The following is a 21,960-nucleotide window of genomic DNA, read 5'->3' on the forward strand; positions in this document are numbered from 1 at the left end:
CGGTCACGGGTGCCGGAACCACCCGCCGTGTGGATCAGTGCAGGGCACACGGCGGGTTTCGGGCCGGCGCTTACCCCGCCTTGACGGTCGAGGTCTTACTTTTTCGTCGTGATCTGTCCGAAATGCCAGAGCCCGATGCGTACCTTCGACCGTCAGGGCGTCCACATCGACCGTTGCGACGGCTGCCAGGGGATCTTCCTCGACCGAGGCGAGCTGGAGCGTATCGTCAGCGCCGAACAGCGCCACTACGGCATGGCGCCCACCGACCCCCACATGCCCCCGCCCGCGGACCCCTACGCCCCTCAGGGCGGCCGCCGCCCCTACCCGGACTCCCCGCGCGGCTACCGCGGGTACGGCGACTCTCCCCGCCCCTACCGCGGGTACGACGATTCCCCCCGCCCCTACCGCCGTCGGCGCAAGGGCTTCCTGGAACAACTCTTCGACTGATCCGATCGTGCACCCTCTGATCTGCGCGCACTGTGGAGAATGGGACCCCGAACCCGACACCGGGGCCGGGGCCCGGCTGCTGCGCTGCTCCTTCTGCGGACTGACCCGGCCCTTCCTGCGGCTGCCACTGCTGTGCGTGACCGGACCCAGTGGGACCGGGAAGTCCACGGTGGCGCGAGCCCTCCTGGAAGGGCTCCGGGAACGGTGCGTCGTGCTCGAACAGGACCTGCTCTGGGTGGGCGGTCTGCGCGACCCGGCCGACGACCACCGCCTCTTCCGCTCCACGTGGTTGCGCACCGCGGCCATGGTGCAGCAGAGCGGGCGTCCCGTCGTGCTCTGCGGGACGGTGGTCCCTCCGGAATTGGAACATCTGCCCGAGAGGGCCCTGTTCGACGGGGTCCACTACCTGGCGCTCACCTGCGAGCCGGAGGTCCTCGCGGAACGGCTGCGGGCCCGCCCGGCCTGGCGGGGCTGGGACGAGGAGCGGATCATCGAGACCCTGGAGTACCAGGACTGGCTGCTGGCCGAGGCCGACCGGCTCCATCCGCCCGTGTCCCTGTTGGAGACCACGGGACGGCCCCTCTCCGAGACCGCCGAGGCCGTGCTCCGCTGGGTCGACGCACGCCTGTCGGGGCCCTCCGGCGAGGGCCGACCCCGGACACGGGAGAGGGCCCCGGGAGATCCCGAGGCCCTCCACGTGGACACGGCCTAGAAGTCGAAGCCGCCGAAGTCCCCGAAGTCGCCTCCGCCGTCGAAATCGCCGCCGTCGAAGTCACCACCGGCGTCCTCGGCCCCGGCGCCCATCATCCCGGCACCCATCATCGACCCCATCATGGAGCCCATCATCATGCCGGTGAACATGCCCATCATCATGTTCATGCCGAAGTAGCCTCCCGCGTAGGGGGAGTAGGCGGGGCCGGCGTCGTAGTAGGGACGACGCTCACCGTCGACCTCGACCATGCGCACGTCGGGCTGACCGCCGGTGCGCACCGCCTGGGCGCACACCGCGCACGCGGTGACCGATCGGGGAGAACCGCCGGGCGGGGCCCAGGTGACGTCCTCGGACGAGGGGCCGTGCTGCGGGTTGAAGAAACAGGGGCCGCGCCGCGCGGGCACCGGCTCGCCGTTCATCCGGGCCCGGGTGGCGGTCATGTAGTATCGACCGTCTTCCAGGGCGCTGGTCACCTGCTTGACCTCTTCCGGCTCCCGGATGGTGTCCAGCAGCGACTTGGCCTGGTCGTAGGAGTCCATGGCCCGGGAGTAGTCGCTCCGGGTCGCGTCGTCCACCTTGGACAGGTCGATCTCCAGCCGGGCGACGTCCTCGCCGAGGCGCACGACGTCCTCGGTGGCCATCTGCCGGATCTCCTCCATCTGCTTGGCCTTCTCGGCCTCGCGCCTCTTGCGGCTGTTGTAGACGTACCAGCCGCCCGCGGCCGCGATCAGCACCAGGATCGCCAGCAGGACCAGGCCCGAACCGCCGCCGCCCGAGGGGGCCTCGTTCTGGGTCTGCGTGGTCTCGACCGCCTGCGGCAGCGCGGCGAGGGTGTCGATCGGGTTGCCGCCCTCGTTGAGCGCGGTCTCCCTGATGATCGCCGTGTCGTCCAGGTCGGGGGAGGTGACGTAGAAGTGGTCGCTTCCACCCAGGACACCGTAGGCCCCGTCGCCGACCTCGGACATGACGGGTGCCATGAGCGTGTTGATCCCGGCCTCGGAAGTGGCGACCTCCCCGGGCAGGATCACGTAGTAGACGGGGGTGTCGGCTCCCGAGGCCGCGGCCTCCAGAGCCCCCTCGTCGGCGGTGGAGATCTGGTCGATGGAGGGGTCGATGAAGACCCCGTCGTTCTCCAGCTCCTCGACGATCTCCTGCGTGGTGGGTGCCTCGACGGTGTCGGCTGCGGCGGGGGCCGCGACGGCGCCCATCGCCATCACGAGCCCGGCGGTCAGCACTGTGGGTGTTACCAAGCGGCGCAACATGTCGTTCCTCTCGCCTCCCTTGTCCACAGGACGAACGGGAGGGCCGGACAGTTCCCGCCGGCCCGGACACGGAACCCCTTGTGGCCGACCTCTCCCACCTCCGGAACGACGAGGACCCGCCGGGGGATCTCCCGGCGGGCCCTCATCGGTGGCGAGGAAACGGTCAGCTCTTGGAGGCCGTTCCCACGGTGACGCGTTCGCCCTCGGGGGCGTTCTCCTCGGCGTCCTCGGTGGCGGCCTCGGCGGCCGCCTCCTCGGCGCTCAGGGTGCCCGGCTCGTCCACCGGGACGAAGCCGCTCGGGCCGCGACGGGCGTTGAAGCGGACCAGGTCGAGGATGCCCTCGCGCTTGGCGACGATCGCCGGGACCAGCGCCTGACCGGCGACGTTCACGGCGGTACGGCCCATGTCCAGGATCGGGTCGACGGCCAGCAGCAGGCCCACACCCTCCAGGGGCAGACCGACCGTGGACAGGGTCAGGGTCAACATGACGATGGCGCCGGTGGTACCCGCGGTGGCGGCCGAACCGATGACCGACACGAAGACGATCAGCAGGTAGTCGGTGATCGACAGGTCGATGTTGAAGAACTGGGCGACGAAGATCGCCGAGATCGCCGGGTAGATCGCGGCGCAGCCGTCCATCTTGGTGGTCGCGCCGAAGGGCACCGCGAACGCGGAGTAGTAGCGCGGCACGCCCAGGTTCTGCTCGGTGACCCGCTGGGTGACCGGCATCGTGCCCATCGACGAGCGGGAGACGAAGCCGAGCTGGAGCGCGGGCCACACACCGGAGAAGTACTTCGCCGGGGACAGGCCGTTGGCGAAGGAGAGGATCGGGTAGACGACGAACAGCACCAGCGCCAGGCCGATGTAGATCGTGAGCGTGAACTTGCCGAGGGAGCCGATGGTGTCCCAGCCGTAGCTGTAGACGGCGTTGCCCAGCAGACCCACGGTGCCGATCGGGGCCAGACGGATGACCCACCAGAGGGCCTTGAGCACGACCTGAAGGGTCGACTCGGTGAACTTGATGAACGGCTCGGCCGGCTTGCCGACCTTGACGGCGGCGATGCCCAGGACGATCGCGATGACGATCAGCTGGAGGGCGTTGAAGCTGAGCGAGGTGGTCAGGGAGCCGTCGTCGCCCGCGTAGGTGTCGGCGGCCAGGCCCAGGAAGTTGGCCGGGACGATGCTCTCGATGAAGGCCAGCCAGGAGCCGTGGCTGGAGGGCTCGGCGACGGTCGCGGCGTCCACGGCGCTGTTGACCCCGGGACGGACGCCCAGACCCAGGGCGACGCCGATGCCCACCGCGATCAGGGCGGTGATGGCGAACCAGAGCAGGGTCTTCCAGGCCAGACGCGCGGCGTTGGTGACGTTGCGCAGGTTGGCGATGGACGAGATGACGGCCAGGACGATCAGCGGCGGAACGATCGCGCGCAGCAGGGTGACGAAGGTGCTGCCGATGGTCTGGAGGGTGACGGCCAGCCAGTTCGGCTCACCGTCGCCGACCGGACCGATCTGTAGGGCGACGAAACCCAGGAGGAGTCCAAGGAAGAGACCGAGGACGACCTGGACGCCGAAGGAGGGCAGTGGGATACGCCGTTTCGGCTTGACCTCTGCGGTCTGTGCGGACACGAAAGTGACTCCAAGCGTGTGAGGGCCGGAGTTCGGGCACGCGTCGACGATCGGCGGAACGCGAGGGTTCTCCGGCTGGGGGAAAGATGAGTCGGCGCCACCGGAAAGAGGGGTGACGCGGGGACCAAGGGCAGGGCGTGGCGGCGCGCGGCCCGTTACGGGCGGCGCGTGGACCTAGCTACACGCTTGACTGGCGAAGCGGCACAGGTCGATGTGCCACCTTCGTGTCAGTCCCCAAATGTTCGTCACGATGCAAGACGATAACCCGATTTGCCCGGCTTTTCCATACACAGCCGATCGGCTATCTTCCCGGGCCGGCTCGGAGCGCCTATTGCGCAGGCTCTTCCCACCCTCGGACGCGATGAGGATCACCCTGTTCCCCGCCTCACGGACCGAGGAACGACGAAGGGGCGGCGCCGAGGATCGGCGCCGCCCCTTCGGACGGAACGGAATCGGGTCAGGCGTCCTTGATGTCGCAGACCACGGCGCCGCCGCTCACGGTCTCGCCGGGGGAGACCTTCAGACCGGTGATCGTTCCGGCCCGGTGCGCGGTCAGCGGCTGTTCCATCTTCATCGCCTCGATCACCACGACGGTGTCGCCCTCGGCCACGCTCGCGCCCTCCTCGGCCACGACCTTGACCACGGTGCCCTGCATCGGAGAGACCAGCGCGTCACCGCTCACGGCGGCACCGGCCCCGCCCTTGCGGGAGGAACGCTTCCTCTTCCCACCGCCGTTACCGGCGGCCGGGGCCGCGGCCACGCCCAGGGAGGCGGGCAGGACGACCTCGACGCGTCGACCGCCCACCTCGACGGTCACGGTCTCGCGGGCGCTCTCCTCGGTCTCGCCCGGCGCGCCGTCCCAGGGGGCGATCGTGTTGTCGAACTCGGTCTCGATCCAACGCGTGTACACGCCGAACGCCTGATCCGGGTCGGCGGGCGCGAACGCGGGGTCCTCGACCACGGTCCGATGGAAGGGGATCACCGTGGGCATGCCGCCCACGGTGAACTCGGCCAACGCCCGCCGGGAACGGGCCAGCGCCTCCTCGCGCGTGCGGCCGGTCACGATCAGCTTGGCGACCATCGAGTCGAAGGCCTGCGGCACGGTGAACCCGGATTCGCAGCCGGTGTCCACCCGCACACCGGGCCCGCCGGGCAGATCGAAGGTGGTGATGGTGCCCGGGGCCGGCATGAAACCCCGCCCCGGGTCCTCGGCGTTGATCCGGAACTCGAAGGAGTGGCCGCGGACCTCGGGGTCTCCGTAGCCCAACTCCTCGCCGTCGGCGATCCGGAACATCTCACGGACCAGGTCGATCCCGGCGACCTCCTCGGTCACGGGGTGCTCGACCTGAAGACGGGTGTTGACCTCCAGGAAGGAGATGGTGCCGTCGGTGCCGACGAGGAACTCGCAGGTGCCCGCGCCCACGTAGCCCGCCTCGGCGAGGATGGCCTTGGAGGCGCTGTAGAGGCGCTCCATCTGGTCGCTGGACAGGAACGGGGCCGGGGCCTCCTCCACCAGCTTCTGGTGACGGCGCTGGAGCGAGCAGTCCCGGGTGGAGACGACCACGACGTTGCCGTGGGTGTCGGCCAGGCACTGGGTCTCCACGTGCCGGGGCCGGTCCAGGTAGCGCTCCACGAAGCACTCGCCGCGACCGAACGCGGTGACGGCCTCGCGCACGGCCGACTCGTAGGCGTCGGTGACCTCGTCCAGGGTGTGGGCGACCTTCAGGCCGCGGCCGCCACCGCCGAAGGCGGCCTTGATCGCGATCGGCAGACCGTGCTCTTCGGCGAAGGCCACGACCTCCTCGGCCGACTCGACCGGGTCGGGGGTGCCCGCGACCAGCGGGGCACCGACCTTCTGCGCGATGTGGCGGGCCTGGACCTTGTCGCCCAGAGCGGTGATCGCGGACGGGGGCGGACCGATCCAGGTCAGCCCGGCGTCGATGACGGCCCGGGCGAAGTCGGCGTTCTCGGCGAGGAACCCGTAGCCGGGGTGGACGGCGTCGGCGCCGGAGGAGGCGGCGACGGCCAGGAGTTTGGCGATGTCCAGGTAGGAGTCGGCGGGGGTGGAGCCGCCCAGGGCGTGGGCCTCGTCGGCGACCTTGACGTGCAGGGCGTCCAGATCGGGTTCGGCGTAGACGGCGACACTGGCCAGCCCGGCGTCGCGGCAGGCGCGGGCGATGCGCACGGCGATCTCGCCGCGGTTGGCGATCAGAACTTTACGCACGGTGGGAAAACCTCCAGCAGGAGCGTGGAGCGGGTCACGCGCCGACCGCTCGACGAAGAGTCTAGGGAACGAAGGAGCACGTCAGGGGTCACCTCGTGCTCATACGCCAGGCCCCGGGGCCCGGACGCGGCGGGGCCTGCATGCCGCGTGAGCGGTCGCGCCATCCGGAGACGGTCCGCCGTGGTTCCGACGTCGGTACGGCGTGGGCGGCCGCCGCTCGGGCGGCGAGTACGGCCGTGAGCGCGGCGAGCTCCTCGGGGGAGGGTTCGCCGCGCACCACGACCAGGTGCGGCGGGTTCTGCGGCGCGCTCACAGCGGGATGTTCCCGTGCTTCTTGGGCGGCAGCTGCTCGCGTTTGTTGTTCAGGGCCCGCAGCGCCTTGGCCACCTGGACCCGGGTCTCCGACGGCAGGATGACGCCGTCGACGTAGCCCCGCTCGGCCGCCGAATAGGGGTTGAGCAGGGTGTCCTCGTACTCGCCGACCAGACGGGCGCGCTCGGCCTCGACGTCGTCGGCCGCGGCCAGGGTGCGTCGGTGCAGGATGTTCACCGCGCCCTGGGCGCCCATGACCGCGATCTGCGCGGTGGGCCAGGCCAGGTTGATGTCGGCGCCCAGATGCTTGGAGCCCATCACGTCGTAGGCGCCGCCGAACGCCTTGCGGGTGATCACGGTGATCAGCGGGACCGTGGCCTCGGCGTAGGCGTACAGCAGCTTGGCGCCGCGGCGGATGATGCCGTCCCACTCCTGGTCGGTACCGGGCAGGAAGCCGGGGACGTCGACGAAGGTCAGCACCGGGATGTTGAAGGCGTCGCAGGTGCGGACGAAACGGGCGGCCTTCTCGGAGGCGTCGATGTCCAGACAGCCCGCCAGGCTCATCGGCTGGTTGGCGACGATGCCGACGGAACGGCCGTCCACACGCCCGTACCCCACGACGATGTTGGTGGCGAAGCGTTCGTGCACCTCGAGGAATTCGCCGTCGTCCAGGACCGTCTCGATGACCCGCTTCATGTCGTACGGCTGGTTGGCCGAATCCGGCACGAACGTGTCCAACGCCAGGTCCTCGGCGGTGGTCTCCTCGCCCGGGTCGTCCTCGGGGGCGAGCCTCGGGGCGTCCTCCAGGTTGTTGTCGGGCAGGTGCGACAGCAGACTCTTGACGTAGTCGATGGCGTCCTGCTCGTCGGAGCCCATGTAATGGGCGACCCCCGACTTCGAGGAGTGCGCGGCGGCGCCGCCCAGCTCCTCCATGGAGACGTCCTCGCCGGTGACGGTCTTGATGACGTCGGGTCCGGTGATGAACATCTGCGAGGTCTCGTCGACCATGACCACGAAGTCGGTCAGGGCCGGAGAGTAGACGTGCCCGCCCGCGGTGGCGCCCATGATCAGGGAGATCTGGGGGATCACCCCGGAGGCGTGGGTGTTGCGCTTGAAGATCTCGGCGTACAGACCGAGGGCGACCACGCCCTCCTGGATCCGCGCGCCGCCGCCCTCGTTGATGCCCACCACGGGACACCCGTTGGTGAGGGCGTGGTCGAGGACCTTACAGATCTTCTCACCGTAGACCTCGCCGAGGGAGCCGCCGAAGACGGTGACGTCCTGGCTGAACACGGCGATCGGTCGTCCGTCGACGGTCCCATAGCCGGTCACGACGCCGTCGCCGTAGGGGCGGTTGGCGTCCAGACCGAAGTTGGTCGAACGGTGGCGGGCCAGGGCGTCGAACTCCACGAAGGAGCCGGGGTCGACGAGTGCGTCGATCCTCTCCCGCGCGGTCATCTTGCCCTTGGCGTGTTGTTTCTCCACGGCTCGCTCGGAGCCGGCGTGTACGGCTTCGTACCTGCGTCGTCGCAGGTCGGCGAGCTTGCCCGCGGTCGTGTGGATGTCGATCTCGGCCGCGGACAGCGGTTCTGGGGCTTCGGTGGCCATAGCAACCCAGCCTAGCTCCGAGGGGGTCCCGGGCCCACGAGTGCCCCTCGCTTACGTGGTGGTTCGCGAGGTTCGCCGCCTCCCGGCCGAGTCGACGAAAAAGGCGCCCGGAACATACGGGAATTCGTGATCGAATGTGAATTTCCCCTTGGAGGGAACAATGATTAACGCCTTGGTAAAACGTCCGAAAACGCCCCCCGCTCGTTCCCGCCTCGAAGCGATCTCGGTATCGTCCCCCTCATGACAGCGGTTAGCGCAGAACGCGACAGTGCCCGCCAGGAAGTCCCCGAACAACTCAGGAATGACGTCAAACTCCTCGGGGAGATGCTCGGAACGATCCTCGCGGAAAGCGGTGGCGAGGATCTGCTCGCCGATGTCGAAGAACTCCGGCACAAGGTGATCGGTGCCCGGGAGGGTGCCGTCACCACCGAGGAGATCACCGCCCTCGTGGGCGCCTGGCCCCTGGAACGGGCCAAGCAGGTGGCGCGCGCCTTCACGGTCTACTTCCACCTCGCCAATCTGGCCGAGGAACACCAGCGCATGCGCGCCCTGCGCGAGCGCGACGACGCCGCCAACCCGCCTCGGGAGTCCCTGGCCGCCGCCGTGCGCGCCATCCGCGAGGAGGACGGCGGCGAGGAACGGCTGAACGAACTCGTCGCGGGCATGAAATTCCACCCGGTGCTCACGGCCCACCCCACCGAGGCCCGACGCCGCGCCGTGTCCACCTCGATCCTGAGGATCAGCGCCCAACTCGACGCCTGGCACGCCGCCCACGAGGGCAGCGCCGCGGCCGCCGAGGCCCACCGTCGTCTCCTCGAGGAGATCGACCTGCTCTGGCGCACCTCCCAGCTGCGCTACACCAAGCTCGACCCGCTCGACGAGGTGCGCACGGCGCTCTCCGCCTTCGACGAGACCATCTTCGCCACGCTGCCGAAGGTGTACCGGACCCTGGACACGGCCATCGACCCCGAGGGAAGCGGGACGCGGCCTCCGCGCGCCACGCCCTTCGTCCGCTACGGGAGCTGGATCGGCGGCGACCGCGACGGCAACCCCTTCGTCACCCACGAGGTGACCAGGGAGGCCGTCACCATCCAGTCCGAGCACGTCCTGCGCGCCTTGGAGAACGCCTGTGGGCGGGTGGGGCGCACGCTCACCGTCTACGCCAACCTCACCCCGGCGAGCCGCGCGCTGATCGACACCCTCACCGAGGCCGAGGCCGCCTATCCGACGTTGATGGCCGAGATCGGCAAGCGTTCCCCGAACGAGCCGCACCGTCGACTCCTGTTGTTGGCCACCGCGCGGCTGAGCGCCACCCGCGAACGCGACGCCGACCTCGCCTACCCGGGGGCCGACGCCTTCCTCTCGGACCTGCGCCTGGTCCAGGACTCCCTCGCCGCGGCGGGCGCCGCGCGCCAGGCCTACGGCGAACTCCAGCACCTGATCTGGCAGGCCGAGACCTTCGGCTTCCACCTGGCCGAACTGGAGATCCGACAGCACAGCGAGGTGCACGCCGCCGCGCTCGCCGAACTGGAGTCGGGCGGGCCCCTGAGCGACCGCACCGAGGAGGTCCTCGCCACCCTGCGCACCGTCTCCTGGATCCAGGAGCGTTTCGGGGTGGAGGCCTGCAACCGGTACATCGTCAGCTTCACCCGCTCGGCCGAGGACATCGAGGCCGTGCACAAGCTGGCCACCTACGCGCTGCCTCCCAAGCGGGTCCCGGTCCTGGACGTCATCCCGCTGTTCGAGACCGGCGCCGACCTGGAGGCCTCGCCCCGGGTCCTGGCCGGAATGCTGGAGCTTCCGCAGGTGCGACGCCGCCTGGACGACAACGACCGCCGACTGGAGGTCATGCTCGGCTACAGCGACTCCGCCAAGGACGTGGGGCCGGTCAGCGCCACCCTGCGCCTGTACGACGCCCAGGCCCGGCTGTCCGCGTGGGCACGGGAGCACGACGTCCGACTCACCCTCTTCCACGGCCGCGGCGGCTCCCTCGGCCGAGGCGGAGGCCCGGCCAGCCGGGCCCTGCTGGCCCAGGCGCCCGGATCGGTCGACGGACGGTTCAAGGTCACCGAGCAGGGCGAGGTCATCTTCGCCCGCTACGGCCAGTCCGCCATCGCCCGGCGCCACATCGAACAGGTCGGGCACGCCGTCCTCATGGCCTCCACCGACGAGGTTCTGGAACGCGAACGCGCAGCCGCCGAACGGTTCCGCCCCTACGCCGACACGATCGCCGGCGCCGCCCAGGAGACCTACCTCGACCTGATCGGCACCGAGGACTTCGCGGTGTGGTTCTCCCGGATCAGCCCTCTGGAGGAACTGGGCGAGCTGCGGCTGGGGTCGCGGCCCTCCAGGCGCGGGGCCGCCCGGGGCCTGGGCGACCTCCGGGCCATCCCGTGGGTGTTCGCCTGGACGCAGACCCGCGTCAACCTGCCCGGCTGGTTCGGTCTGGGCACCGGCCTGGCCGCCGTCGCGGACCTGCCCGCGCTCCAGGCCGCCTACCGGGAATGGCCGATGTTCGCCTCGTTGCTGGACAACGCGGAGATGAGCCTGGCCAAGACCGACCGGACCATCGCCGAGCGCTACCTGGCACTGGGCGGCCGCCCCGAACTGACCGAGAAGGTGCTCGACGAGTACGACCTGACCCGTCGTCTCGTCCTGCGGGTGACCGGGCACGAACGGCTGCTGGAGAACCGCGCGGTGCTCTCCCGGGCCGTCGACCTGCGCAACCCGTACGTGGACGCGCTCAGCCACCTCCAGCTCCGGGCCCTGGAGGCCCTGCGCGGCGAGGAGGCGGACACGCTGTCGGAGGAGGACGGGCGACACCTGGAGCGTCTGCTCCTGCTCTCCGTCAACGGAGTGGCCGCCGGTCTTCAGAACACCGGTTGATCCACCGCCTTCCCCGGAGGGGCCCGCGTCGTCCGTACGCGGGCCCCTCGCCGTTTCGCGCTCGGGCCCGGCCGCCCGGGTTCTCCCACCGCCCCATGTGCTGCTGTAATGGGGGTATGACCAGCGAACACACTCCGATGATCCCTCCCCTGGACCGCGCCGCGATCGAAGCGGCCGTGGTACGTCCGGGCGGACTGTGGCGGAGCGTGGACGTGGTGCCCGAGGCCGGGTCCACCAACAGCGACCTGGCGGAGCGCTCGAGGGAGGGCGCCCCGGAGGGCACCGTGCTGGCCACCGAACATCAGACCGCCGGTCGGGGCAGGCTCGGACGCGGGTTCACCACCCCGCCGCGGGTCGCGCTCACCTTCTCCCTCCTCGTCCGACCGAAGGTGCCGACGGACCGGCTGGGCTGGGTCTCCCCGATGCTGGGAGTGGCCGCGGTCGCCGCGGTGCGCGGAAGGGCCGGGGTCAAGGCCGCGCTGAAGTGGCCCAACGACGTCCTCGTTCCGGGAGAGCTGCGCTCGGAACCCGGGCAGGCCGACGGCAAGCTCGCCGGGATCCTCGCCGAGGCCGACTTCTCCTCTCCCGACGCCGTCGGAGTGGTCGTGGGCATGGGGCTCAACGTGTCCCAGGGGAGGGACGGCCTGCCGGTCGAGACCGCCACCTCGCTGCGGGCCGAGGGCGTCACCGGTGTGGGACGCGAGGAGCTGCTGCTCGCCGTCCTGGCCGAGTTCGAGGAGCGCTACGAGGCCTGGCTCGCGACCTCCGGGGACGCGGAGGCCTGCGGACTGGCCGACGAGTACCGGGAGATGTGCGTGACGATCGGCCGCCGGGTCCGGGTCCACCTCCCCGGTGATCGGGCCGTCGAGGGCACCGTCTCCGGTGTGGACGACCAGGCGCGATTGCTGTTGTCCGGGCCGGCGGGGGAGCGGGCGCTCAACGTGGGCGACGTCGTGCACGTTCGTCCCGGCTCCTGAGACCCCTGTCCGCTCCCTGAGACGAGAAGTTCGTCCACAGGCCGAATCCGACCTCTCCCACGAAGGGGAGGCTTGTGCCATGATCACCGTTATGGCTATAGCGGATCGTTATCTCTCCGACGACGAGGAGCTCGTCCACGTCGCCCGGCAGCACTGGACCGTCCTCGTGGGCGAGTTCGTCGCGCTGCTCCTCATCATCGCGGTCGTGGCCGTCGCGCTCTTCTTCATCCCCTGGAGCGAGGACTGGAGCCTCATCGCCGGAGGGGTCGTGGTGGCGATCGGGATCGTCGCCGCTCTGGCCTTCTGGTTCGTGCCCATGCTCAAGTGGGCGACGACCGTCTACATCCTCACCAACCGGCGGCTGATGATGCGGGACGGCGTCATCTCCAAGCAAGGGCGCGACATGCCGCTCACCAGGGTGAACGACGTCTCCTTCAACATCACTCTCTGGGAACGGATCATGCGGTACGGAACGTTGTCCGTTCAGTCGGCGTCCGAACAGGAGGGCATGGTCCTCCAGAGAGTCCCCAAGCCCCAGTGGTTCCAGTCGGAGATCTACCGCCAGGTCAACGTGGCCCAGCGGCCGGAGTATCCGCCCGGCCCACAGATGTGACCAGCGGTTCCGGGCCGCCGGTCTCCGCGAGGGGACGGGCGTAGGCTGGAACCGGAGCCAAGGCCGCGCCCCCAGGGGCCGGTGCCGTAGTGACCGCTCCCCGTGCGCCGGGGACGCTCCCGTGAAAGAGAACGTATGCCGTCGCGTCCTGACCCGAAAGCGATCGAGTCCGCCCTGCTCGGTGGTGAGGCGGTCTACACCAGGGAACAGGCGGTCGAGCTCTCCGGAGCCGATCCGGAACTCGCCGGTCGCGTCTGGCGAGCCCTGGGGTTCCCGACCCTGGGCGACGACTCGGTGACCTTCACCGAGAGCGACGTCGAGGCCCTGCGCATCGCCAACTCCCTCCTGGAGGAGGGCATCCTCGACGAGGAGGGCGTGGTCCGCTTCGCCCGCGCGATGGGCCAGACCATGGCGCGTCTGGCCGACTGGCAGACCAGCATCCTCAGCACCCTCATCTTCAAGGACGGCCACGAGGACCCCACGACCAGCTCCCTCATGCAGCAGGTCAAGGGGCTGTTGCCGGACGTCGAACGGTTGCTGCTGCACATCTGGCGCCGCCAACTCGCCGCCTCCACCGGGCGCACCCTCGCGGTGATGTCCAACGGCAACGACATCGTGCCCAACTACTACCCGCTGATCGTGGGCTTCGCCGACCTGGTCTCCTTCACCACCCTCAGCCGCGAACTCGACGAGGTGGAACTGGCCGGGGTCGTGGAGGGTTTCGAGTCCACCGCCGCCGACCTGGTGGCCGCCGGGGGCGGACGGGTGGTCAAGACCCTCGGCGACGAGGTCCTCTACGTGGCCGACTCGCCCCACCAGGCCGCCGACATCGCGTTGCGCCTCGCCTCGGGCGTCAAGACCCACGTGGAGGTCCCCGACGTGCGGGTGGGTGTGGCCTACGGGCCCGTCCTGACCATGCACGGAGACGTCTTCGGCACCACCGTCAATCGGGCCAGCAGACTGACCTCCTTCGCCCGGCCGGGGACCGTCCTCATCGACGAGACGCTCGCCGAGAGCCTCACCGACGAGGAGGGGCTCCAGGTGGTCCAGGTACGGGCCAGGCACGCGCACGGTCTCGGACTCATCCAGCCCTACACGCTGCGCCGCGACTTCGACGCGGGTAACCCCTGACACACGGGGAGAACGGGCCGAACCACGTGTACGAGGGTGGGTGGCGGGATAGGCTCGAGGCTCCTGCCCCGCGAAGAGTTCAGGTGGTGAGCCTGTGAGTGCCCTGTCCCCCGTTCAGCGGCTACGCACCTCGGGAATCCTCAGCCTGGAGGGTGCCGAGTCCGACGTCGAGAACAACGTGTGGATCGTCGGCGACGACGAGACGGCCGTGGTCATCGACGCCGCCCACGACCACGAGCGCATAGCCAGGGGGCTGGGCGACCGTGAACTCATGGCCATCGTGTGCACCCACGGCCACCCCGACCACATCGACGCGGCCGTGGCCCTGGCGGACCTCACCGACTCGCCGATCCTCATCCACCCCGACGACTCCGAGCTCTGGAACCAGGTGTACCCCTACCGGGAACCGGACGCCCCGTTGCTGCACGGTGAGGTGTTGAGCGCCGGCGGCATCGAACTCCACGTCCTGCACACCCCGGGCCACACCCCGGGAGGGGTCAGCCTCCACGCCCCCGAACTCGGCGTGGTGTTCAGCGGCGACACGCTCTTCCCCGACGGCCCCGGAGCCACCGGCCAGCCGTCGTCGGACTTCCCGACCATCATCGCCTCCATCCGCGACCACCTGGTCTCCCTCCCCGGAGACACCGTCGTGCACCCGGGCCACGGAGAGTCCACCACCATCGCCGAGGCCGCCGCCCACCTGGAGAGCTGGTCCCGCCGAGGTTTTTGAGCGGGGGAGTGTTTGCTTTGCGCCTCCGCCGGCGCTTCGGGTGATGCCCGGGGCGGGGTGGGATATCGCGTGCCGGTCACTACAGGGGGTCGGTGTAGGAGACCGTGTCACCCTTACACCCTGCTGTGGTCAGGGTCCGAAAGTGTTTGCTTTGCGCCTCCGCTTCGCTTCGGCGCGTGTTCGGGCGCCAGGGGAGGCGGGAACCTTCGGCACCTCCGGTGTGGTCACTCGTTCCTCGCGACCCCACCTGCGGCACCTCCAGAACCCCGCCGGCGCCCGAACGGGTAACCCCCCGTGACCGGTGTAGGAGACCGTGTGCACCGACCCCCTGTGGCGAGGTAGGAGACCGCGTGCACCGACCCCCTGGGGTGGGGGGAGAGGTTCTCCCGTGCGCCCCAGGGGGTCGGTGCGTCCCGGCGGTCAGGACACGGGTACGACCGGTGACGGTCTCACGCTCGTCTCCGGCGTCCGCACGCCCATCTCCGCCAGACGGCGCAGGTGCGCGTCGTGGCCGAACATCCGCTCGACCACCTCGTGACCGCGGGCGACCTGGCGGGCGTAGCGCGCCTCGTCGGCCATCAGGGCGTCCACCTCGGCACGCACCCCCGCGGGGTCGGTGTAGATGGCCGCGTCACCGAAGACCGGACGGAACGACTCCGGCAGCAGGGTCGGGACCCCCGCCGCGATGGCCTCCAGAGGAGAACGCCCGAACGGCTCCAGGTGGCCCTTGCGTGTGAAGTACACGTACACGTCCAGGCCGTGCAGGAACTCGCGGACCGGGACCGAGTCGAAGGGGTGCACCTGCCAGTTCGACGGGAGATCGCCGAGCATCCGCTCCGGGACGGAGGCCCCGCCCAGCACCCGGGTCTGCCAACCCGGCTCCTCGGGATAGGCGCTCTGGAGCGTCCTCGGGTCGTCGGGCCACTTGTCCTTGTCATCGCGGGAGTGACGTCCCAGCAGGACCCGGCCGTCCGGGGAACGTCGGGTGCCGCGCCGCCAGGCGGGTGCGTCGATGATGTTGGTCCAGTCCTCGTCGGCGAGGGTGATCCCCCACGAGGCCGCCTCGGCCATCTCCGCCGCGTGTTCGAGCTCCATGGCCTCACGGACGCGAGAACTGATCGGGTACCAGCGGTGCTCGCCGAGCATCTCCCCGAACCCCGCCGCGCACCGGGCCACGTTCCAGGCCTCGTTGCCCCGGAAGTCCGGGACCCCGTAGCAGCGGTTCGGGGTCTGGTTGAGGACGACGATCGAGCGCTCCGCCTCGATCTGAGGCATCTCGTCCATGATCCGCTCCCCGATCCTGGGGACACGGACCACGAGCAGGTCACAGGTGATCCTCTCGTCGGGGGCGACGAACCTGACCAGGTCTCCGTCGACGGCGGCGAGGACCTTGGGGTTCACCCCTCCGGAGAGACCGCGTGAGCGTACCGGGTGGTGCACCAGGCCGGTGCGCAGGCCGGCCCTGCGCTGGGCGGTGATCTCCTGGAGGTTGCTGCCCGTACTGCCTCCGGGCAGCCGGAAGTCGGAGAGGACGACCACGTCGAAGTGGCGGTCGCGTCGGGTGCGATCGCGGCCCATGGCGACACGGCGGGGAACGCCGGTGGCCTCTCGGGAGATCCTGGGCGCGGCGAGGTCGGCCAGGTGGGCGTGCTCGCGGGCGCGGGCGCCCTCCCCGGCGGCGGTGTACCAGTTGGCCAGCGAACGGTGGGATTCGGAGCGCACCGACTCGGTGACGTCCATGTCGGAGCCCAGCGAACGCAGACGCTCCAGGCCCTCGCTGGAGAATCCGCACCACAGCAGGTCCTGGGCGCGGCGCAGCCGGACGGTCCCGGGCGGCGGCGGGACCGGAGGGGCGGGGCGTTCGATCGCCTCGCGGTACTCCTGGAGCCTCTCGTCCAGCGTGGTGGCCCGGTGTCGGGCGGCCAGACGCTCCTCGTGCTGGGTGGCGGCGACCTGCTCGACGGCCTCGCCCAGATCGTGCAGCGGCGCGGTGGATTCGCGGCGGGAACGCTCCAGCAGGGCTCCGACGGCGAGGACGACACCGGACAGAGCGATGAAGGCGACGACCAGGCCGATCCGGGGCGGGCTGAAGGCGATGGCGAGGGCGGCGATCCCGACGGCCACCACCGCGACGTACTTATGTGGAATCGCTGAGACTCCCATGGACGGCCCCTGAGTTCTTCTATGGACGGTGAACGTTGGGCCCAGATTCACCCATGGAAGGGTTCGGGGTCGGGAGGTGGTGTTCGAAGGAGGTTCCCCGCTTTCCGGGCGAGAGGGGCACCTCAGGAAAGGGTGGGCCGATCGTCCGGCCGCGGCCTGTCGACGGAGGTGAGCAGTACCTCCAGGTCGGGGCCCAGGTCCTCCGGGGACATCGCCAGAAGGTAGTCGTTCAGGTGGCGGCGGAAGGCGTCCGCCGCGTGGGAGGGTTCCACGTCCTTGCGTCGTGCCAGGGCCACGGTGCGCAGGAGGCGGGGGCGGGACAGCGGGGTGCCGCGCAGGCCGGGGCGGTTGCGCAGGACCATGCTGGGGACCACGGCCAGCCCCAGGCCGGCCTCCACGAACCGCAGCACGGCGTCCATCTCGCCGCCCTCCACGGCGAGTTGCGGTTCGAAGCCCGCCGCGCGGCAGGCGCGGATGGTGGCCTCACGGACGTCGTATCCGCGACGGAACATCACCAGCGGGCGTCCCTGGAGTTCGGTGATCCTGATCGAGGCCCGCCGGTTGGGGGAGGGGCGGGTGGCCGAGCTCGCCACCACCAGGTTCTCCCGCAGTATCGGCGTGGTCGAGAAGTCGGGGTCGCTGCTGTGCAGCGGCAGGATGATCAGGGCCAGGTCCAGTTCGCCCCGGCCCAGGTTCCGGATGAGGTCGCGTGAGCCGCTCTCCTCCACATGCAGTTCGATCCCCGGGAACCGTTGATGGAAGTCGGCGAGGACGTCGGCGAGCAGTCCGGCGCACAGGGAGGGGGTGGCCCCCAACCGGACGCGGCCGCGCCGTACGCCGGCCAGTTCGGCCACCTCGCGTCTGGCCGTCTCCAGGTCGGTGAGGATGCGTTGGGCGAGCGGAAGGAGCGCCTCACCGGCCGGTGTGAGTGTGATGTTCCCCCGGGCACGACTGAATAACGGGGCGCCCAACTCGCGCTCAAGGCTCCGGATCTGTTTGCTCAAGCTCGGCTGCGCGACGCGTGAAAGCTCGGCTGCGCGGGTGAAATGGCGCGTACGGGCCACGGCCACGAAGTACGCGAGCTGTTGGAACTGCATGATCCATAGCCTATGGCTATCGACACCAGGGGCCCGATGACTTGGACGTCGGGCTTACCTCGAATTTAGGGTGGCAGGCTGTGGCGAACAGTACCTTGACCAAGAAGCGGTCTACGGCCTACGGGACCACGGTGGCGCTCAAGTCAGCAATGGCTGCCTCCGGTGCGATCCTCGTGCTGTATTTGATCGCGCACATGTACGGCAACCTGAAAGTCTTCGCGGGCCAGGAGGCCTTCGACGGCTATGCTCACGGTCTCCGCGAGATCGGCTACCCGCTCCTGCCGGAGAGCGGCTTCCTGTGGGTGTTCCGGATCGTCCTGCTGGCGAGCATCCTGATCCACATCTACTCCGCCGCGGTTCTGACCATCCGCGCGCGCAACGCCCGCGAGCAGCGTTACGTGGTGAAGAAGCGGGTGCAGCGCACCTACGCCTCCTACACCATGCGTTACGGCGGCGTGCTGATCGCGCTCTTCGTGATCTTCCACATCCTGCACCTGACGGTGAACGTCATCGCGCCCGGCGGCAAGTCCGACAGCCCGTTCGAGCGGCTCGTGAACGGGTTCCAGCCCGAGTTCTGGTTCGTGACCCTGTTCTACATCGCCGCGGTCATCGCGGTCGGCTTCCACCTGCGTCACGGCATCTGGAGCGGCATGGCGACCCTGGGCTTCAACACGGCCGCCCGCCAGGGCAGGATCAACGCGGTCGCCGTGGCGATCGCGCTGGTCGTGACCGTCGGATTCCTGCTTCCGCCCCTGGCGGTCACCTTTGGACTGGTGAGTTAATTGTCTGACATCGACCTTTACACCGAGGGCGCCCCGATCCGGGACGAGAAGGCCCCCGAGGGGCCGATCAACGAGCGCTGGGACGAGCGCCGTTTCTCGGCCAAGCTGGTCAACCCCGCGAACCGGCGCAAGCTCTCCGTGATCATCGTCGGCACCGGCCTGGCCGGCGCCTCCGCCGCGGCGACCCTGGGCGAGGCCGGCTACCAGGTCTCCTCGTTCTGCTACCAGGACAGCCCGCGTCGCGCGCACTCCATCGCCGCGCAGGGTGGCATCAACGCCGCGAAGAACTACCGCAACGACGGCGACAGCATCCACCGTCTGTTCTACGACACGGTCAAGGGCGGTGACTTCCGCTCCCGCGAGTCGAACGTCTACCGTCTCGCGCAGACCAGTGTCGAGATCATCGACCAGTGCGTCGCCCAGGGCGTGCCCTTCGCCCGTGAGTACGGCGGTCTGCTCGACAACCGCTCCTTCGGTGGCGTGCAGGTCTCCCGCACCTTCTACGCCCGGGGCCAGACGGGTCAGCAGCTGCTGATCGGCGCCTACCAGGCGCAGGAGCGTCAGATCGCGGCCGGCACCGTCAAGATGTACACCCGGCACGAGATGCTCGAGCTGGTCATCGTCGACGGCAAGGCGCGCGGCATCATCGCCCGTGACATGGTCACCGGTGAGATCGAGACGCACTTCGCCGACGCCGTGGTCCTGGCGACCGGCGGTTACGGCAACGTGTTCTTCCTGTCGACCAACGCGATGGGCTCGAACGTCACCGCCGCCTGGCGCGCGCACCGCAAGGGCGCCTACTTCGCCAACCCCTGCTACACGCAGATCCACCCGACCTGCATCCCGGTCAGCGGCGACTACCAGTCCAAGCTGACCCTGATGAGCGAGTCGCTCCGCAACGACGGTCGTATCTGGGTGCCCAAGCAGGGTGGCGACGACCGCGACCCGCGTCAGATCCCCGAGGACGAGCGCGACTACTACCTGGAGCGCATCTACCCGTCCTTCGGTAACCTCGTGCCGCGTGACATCGCCTCCCGCGCCGCGAAGAACGTCTGTGACGAGGGCCGCGGTGTCGGTCCCGGCGGTCTGGGCGTCTACCTCGACTTCGCCGACGCGATCGAGCGCATGGGACGGGACGCCGTAGAGGCCAAGTACGGCAACCTGTTCGACATGTACCAGCGCATCACCGGTGAGAACCCGTACGAGGTTCCGATGCGCATCTACCCCGCCGTGCACTACACCATGGGCGGCCTGTGGGTCGACTACGACCTCCAGAGCACCATCCCGGGTCTGTTCGTGACCGGTGAGGCCAACTTCTCCGACCACGGCGCCAACCGCCTGGGCGCCAGCGCGCTGATGCAGGGTCTGGCGGACGGCTACTTCGTCCTCCCGAACACCATCAACGACTACCTGGCGGCCGGTCCGTTCGAGAAGGTCGACGAGAGCCACCCCGAGGCCGCCGCGGCCAAGGAGCAGGTCACCTCTCGTATCGACAAGCTGCTCTCCATCAACGGTTCCCGCACCGTCGACTCCTTCCACAAGGAGCTCGGCCACATCATGTGGGACTACTGCGGCATGGAGCGCAACGAGGAGGGCCTGCGCAAGGCCATCGGACTCATCCGCGAGCTGCGGGCCGAGTTCTGGCGCGACGTCAAGGTCCTCGGCGCCAACGAGGAGTTCAACCAGGCTCTGGAGAAGGCCAACCGCGTGGCCGACTTCCTGGAGCTCGGTGAGCTCATGTGCATCGACGCCCTGCACCGCCGTGAGTCCTGCGGTGGTCACTTCCGCGCCGAGAGCCAGACCGAGGACGGCGAGGCTCTGCGTCACGACGACGAGTTCGCCTACGTCGCGGCCTGGGAGTTCGGTGGCACTGACAGCAAGCCCGTGCTCCACAAGGAAGCCTTGGAGTACGAGTACGTCGAGATGAAGCAGCGGAGCTACAAGTGAACATCACCCTGCGCGTTTGGCGTCAGAAGGGCCGTGACGACGAGGGCCGGATGGTCACGTACAAGCTCACGGACGTCTCGCCGGACATGTCCTTCCTCGAGATGCTCGACGTTCTCAACGAGAAGCTCACTCTGGAGAACGAGGACCCGGTCGCCTTCGACCACGACTGCCGTGAGGGCATCTGTGGTGCCTGTGGCGTCGTGATCGACGGTGAGGCCCACGGTCCCGAGCGCACCACCACCTGCCAGCTGCACATGCGCAGCTTCAAGGACGGCGACACCATCACGGTGGAGCCGTGGCGGGCCAAGGCCTTCCCCGTGGTGAAGGACCTGGTCGTGGACCGGGGCGCGTTCGACCGGATCATCCAGTCCGGCGGCTACATCAGCGCGCCCACGGGTACCGCCCCGGACGCCCACGCCAACCCGATCCCGAAGCCGGACGCCGACCGCGCGTTCGACGCCGCGACCTGCATCGGCTGTGGCGCCTGCGTGGCTGCCTGCCCGAACGCCTCCGGCATGCTGTTCACCGCCGCGAAGGTCACCCACCTCGGCATGCTCCCGCAGGGGCAGCCGGAGCGGGCCTCGCGCGTGGTGAAGATGATCAACCAGCACGACGAAGAGGACTTCGGCGGCTGCACGAACATCGGTGAGTGCGCGGCGGTCTGCCCCAAGGGCATCCCGCTGGACACGATCTCCCAGCTCAACCGCGACCTGCTGGGCTCCCTCAGCAAGGGCATCGGCTAGTACCGGTCCCGATCGCGACGAAGGGGCCGCCTCCCATCGGGGGGCGGCCCCTTCCGCGTTCTCAGGAGGTGGGACGGAGCATGAAGTGGGTGGTCGGGATCTCGGGGCCCTCCAGGACGTGGAACACGTGGAAGCCGTGCCGCTCGTAGTAGCCGATGTTGGCCGGGTTCATCGTCTCCAGGGAGACCGGGACCCCCTCGGCGTCGGCGCGGTCGAGACCGGACCTCAGCAGGCGGGTCCCCACACCGGTGCCCTGGACCGAGGGGTCGGTTCCCAGGACCGCCAGGTGCCAGTGCGGTTCCTTCGGGGCCGGCGGGTTCAGCTGCGCGAAGTAGCGCATGATCCGGGGGACCCGCCTCGGGCCCACGAGATCGGCCCAGTGCGGCAGGGACCGCAGCAGAGAGGCGACCCCTTGGGCATCGGCGCCCGGAGGGGTCCACAGGGCCGCTCCGCGCACCACGCTTCGGTCCCCCTCGCGTACCCGGAGCACCTCGGCCTGCCCGGCGGGCACGTGGACGAAACCGGCCAGCAGGGCGTTGATCCGGATCGAGCGGGCCATACGGGTCTCGTCGTCGGGGAAGAACCAGCGGTACAGGGGGTCGTCGTAGAAGGCCCTGCCCAGGACGCGCGCGATCGCGGGGACGTCGTCCATACCGGCGTCGTGTATCGAGCGTTCCCGGGTGTCCGTGGGGTGCATCG

At 69.5% G+C, this 21,960-nt stretch carries 18 protein-coding genes; 10 read left to right on the plus strand and 8 right to left on the minus strand.

The window, feature by feature from the left end; all coding sequences use genetic code 11:
• Positions 1-135 precede the first annotated feature (135 nt).
• Both D451_RS0103230 and D451_RS0103235 read left to right on the plus strand, forming a co-directional pair.
• Entirely contained in the window at positions 136-447 is a 312-nt protein-coding gene (locus D451_RS0103230; protein ID WP_014909029.1) for a TFIIB-type zinc ribbon-containing protein, read from the plus strand.
• 7 nt (positions 448-454) lie between these two features.
• Positions 455-1,159, plus strand: coding sequence for an AAA family ATPase (locus D451_RS0103235; protein ID WP_014912215.1), 705 nt, complete (start codon positions 455-457; stop codon positions 1,157-1,159).
• Here D451_RS0103235 and D451_RS0103240 read toward each other — a convergent pair.
• From D451_RS0103240 to D451_RS0103260, 5 genes are all read right to left on the minus strand, one after another.
• Positions 1,156-2,394: a hypothetical protein gene (locus D451_RS0103240; protein ID WP_017533409.1), complete on the minus strand. Its 1,239-nt coding sequence runs from the start codon at positions 2,392-2,394 to the stop codon at positions 1,156-1,158. The genes D451_RS0103235 and D451_RS0103240 overlap by 4 nt on opposite strands.
• A gap of 190 nt (positions 2,395-2,584) precedes the next feature.
• On the minus strand, positions 2,585-4,048 hold the full coding sequence (locus D451_RS0103245) for a dicarboxylate/amino acid:cation symporter (protein WP_014909129.1): 1,464 nt from the start codon (positions 4,046-4,048) through the stop codon (positions 2,585-2,587).
• Between the two features lie 457 nt (positions 4,049-4,505).
• A complete protein-coding gene (locus tag D451_RS0103250; protein WP_017533410.1) occupies positions 4,506-6,272 on the minus strand; it encodes an acetyl/propionyl/methylcrotonyl-CoA carboxylase subunit alpha in 1,767 nt (588 codons plus the stop codon).
• Positions 6,273-6,360: 88 nt separating this feature from the next.
• Positions 6,361-6,585: an acyl-CoA carboxylase subunit epsilon gene (locus tag D451_RS0103255; RefSeq protein ID WP_014909689.1), complete on the minus strand. Its 225-nt coding sequence runs from the start codon at positions 6,583-6,585 to the stop codon at positions 6,361-6,363.
• Positions 6,582-8,192, minus strand: coding sequence for an acyl-CoA carboxylase subunit beta (locus tag D451_RS0103260; RefSeq protein WP_017533411.1), 1,611 nt, complete (start codon positions 8,190-8,192; stop codon positions 6,582-6,584). Before D451_RS0103260 ends, D451_RS0103255 begins: the two co-directional genes overlap by 4 nt.
• A 324-nt stretch (positions 8,193-8,516) precedes the next feature.
• Between D451_RS0103260 and D451_RS0103265 the strand changes: the two genes are divergently transcribed.
• From D451_RS0103265 to D451_RS0103285, 5 genes are all read left to right on the plus strand, one after another.
• Complete coding sequence (locus tag D451_RS0103265; RefSeq protein ID WP_017533412.1) at positions 8,517-11,078, plus strand: phosphoenolpyruvate carboxylase; 2,562 nt, start codon at positions 8,517-8,519, stop codon at positions 11,076-11,078.
• A 137-nt stretch (positions 11,079-11,215) separates the two neighbouring features.
• The gene (locus tag D451_RS0103270; protein ID WP_017533413.1) at positions 11,216-12,055 is read left to right on the plus strand and encodes a biotin--[acetyl-CoA-carboxylase] ligase; all 840 of its coding nucleotides are present in this window, start codon (positions 11,216-11,218) and stop codon (positions 12,053-12,055) included.
• Between the two features lie 91 nt (positions 12,056-12,146).
• Positions 12,147-12,668 (plus strand): PH domain-containing protein, encoded by a 522-nt coding sequence (locus D451_RS0103275; RefSeq protein ID WP_026124788.1) that lies wholly within the window; start codon positions 12,147-12,149, stop codon positions 12,666-12,668.
• 135 nt (positions 12,669-12,803) lie between these two features.
• Positions 12,804-13,799 (plus strand): adenylate/guanylate cyclase domain-containing protein, encoded by a 996-nt coding sequence (locus D451_RS0103280; protein WP_017533414.1) that lies wholly within the window; start codon positions 12,804-12,806, stop codon positions 13,797-13,799.
• A gap of 94 nt (positions 13,800-13,893) precedes the next feature.
• Complete coding sequence (locus tag D451_RS0103285; RefSeq protein ID WP_017533415.1) at positions 13,894-14,529, plus strand: MBL fold metallo-hydrolase; 636 nt, start codon at positions 13,894-13,896, stop codon at positions 14,527-14,529.
• Between the two features lie 420 nt (positions 14,530-14,949).
• On the opposite strand, the gene D451_RS0103290 is transcribed toward D451_RS0103285, so the two are convergent.
• Both D451_RS0103290 and D451_RS0103295 read right to left on the minus strand, forming a co-directional pair.
• Entirely contained in the window at positions 14,950-16,692 is a 1,743-nt protein-coding gene (locus D451_RS0103290; RefSeq protein WP_026124789.1) for a glycosyltransferase family protein, read from the minus strand.
• 122 nt (positions 16,693-16,814) lie between these two features.
• A complete protein-coding gene (locus tag D451_RS0103295) occupies positions 16,815-17,789 on the minus strand; it encodes a LysR substrate-binding domain-containing protein (RefSeq protein WP_014913455.1) in 975 nt (324 codons plus the stop codon).
• Positions 17,790-17,920: 131 nt separating this feature from the next.
• On the opposite strand from D451_RS0103295, the gene D451_RS0103300 reads away from it, so the two are divergent.
• From D451_RS0103300 to D451_RS0103310, 3 genes are read left to right on the plus strand one after another with little or no spacing between them, the layout of a single operon-like run.
• Positions 17,921-18,571, plus strand: a complete 651-nt coding sequence (locus D451_RS0103300) for a succinate dehydrogenase cytochrome b subunit (RefSeq protein ID WP_081536465.1) — start codon at positions 17,921-17,923, stop codon at positions 18,569-18,571.
• Entirely contained in the window at positions 18,572-20,518 is a 1,947-nt protein-coding gene (locus tag D451_RS0103305) for a fumarate reductase/succinate dehydrogenase flavoprotein subunit (protein WP_017533417.1), read from the plus strand.
• Positions 20,515-21,261, plus strand: coding sequence for a succinate dehydrogenase/fumarate reductase iron-sulfur subunit (locus D451_RS0103310; protein ID WP_014913004.1), 747 nt, complete (start codon positions 20,515-20,517; stop codon positions 21,259-21,261). The genes D451_RS0103305 and D451_RS0103310 overlap by 4 nt, the downstream gene beginning before the upstream one ends.
• Positions 21,262-21,322: 61 nt before the next feature.
• Here D451_RS0103310 and D451_RS0103315 read toward each other — a convergent pair whose 3' ends face one another.
• Entirely contained in the window at positions 21,323-21,958 is a 636-nt protein-coding gene (locus D451_RS0103315; protein ID WP_017533418.1) for a GNAT family N-acetyltransferase, read from the minus strand.
• Between the last annotated feature and the right edge of the window lie 2 nt (positions 21,959-21,960).

The sequence above is a fragment of the Nocardiopsis alba DSM 43377 genome, assembly GCF_000341225.1.
Classification (GTDB): domain Bacteria; phylum Actinomycetota; class Actinomycetes; order Streptosporangiales; family Streptosporangiaceae; genus Nocardiopsis; species Nocardiopsis alba.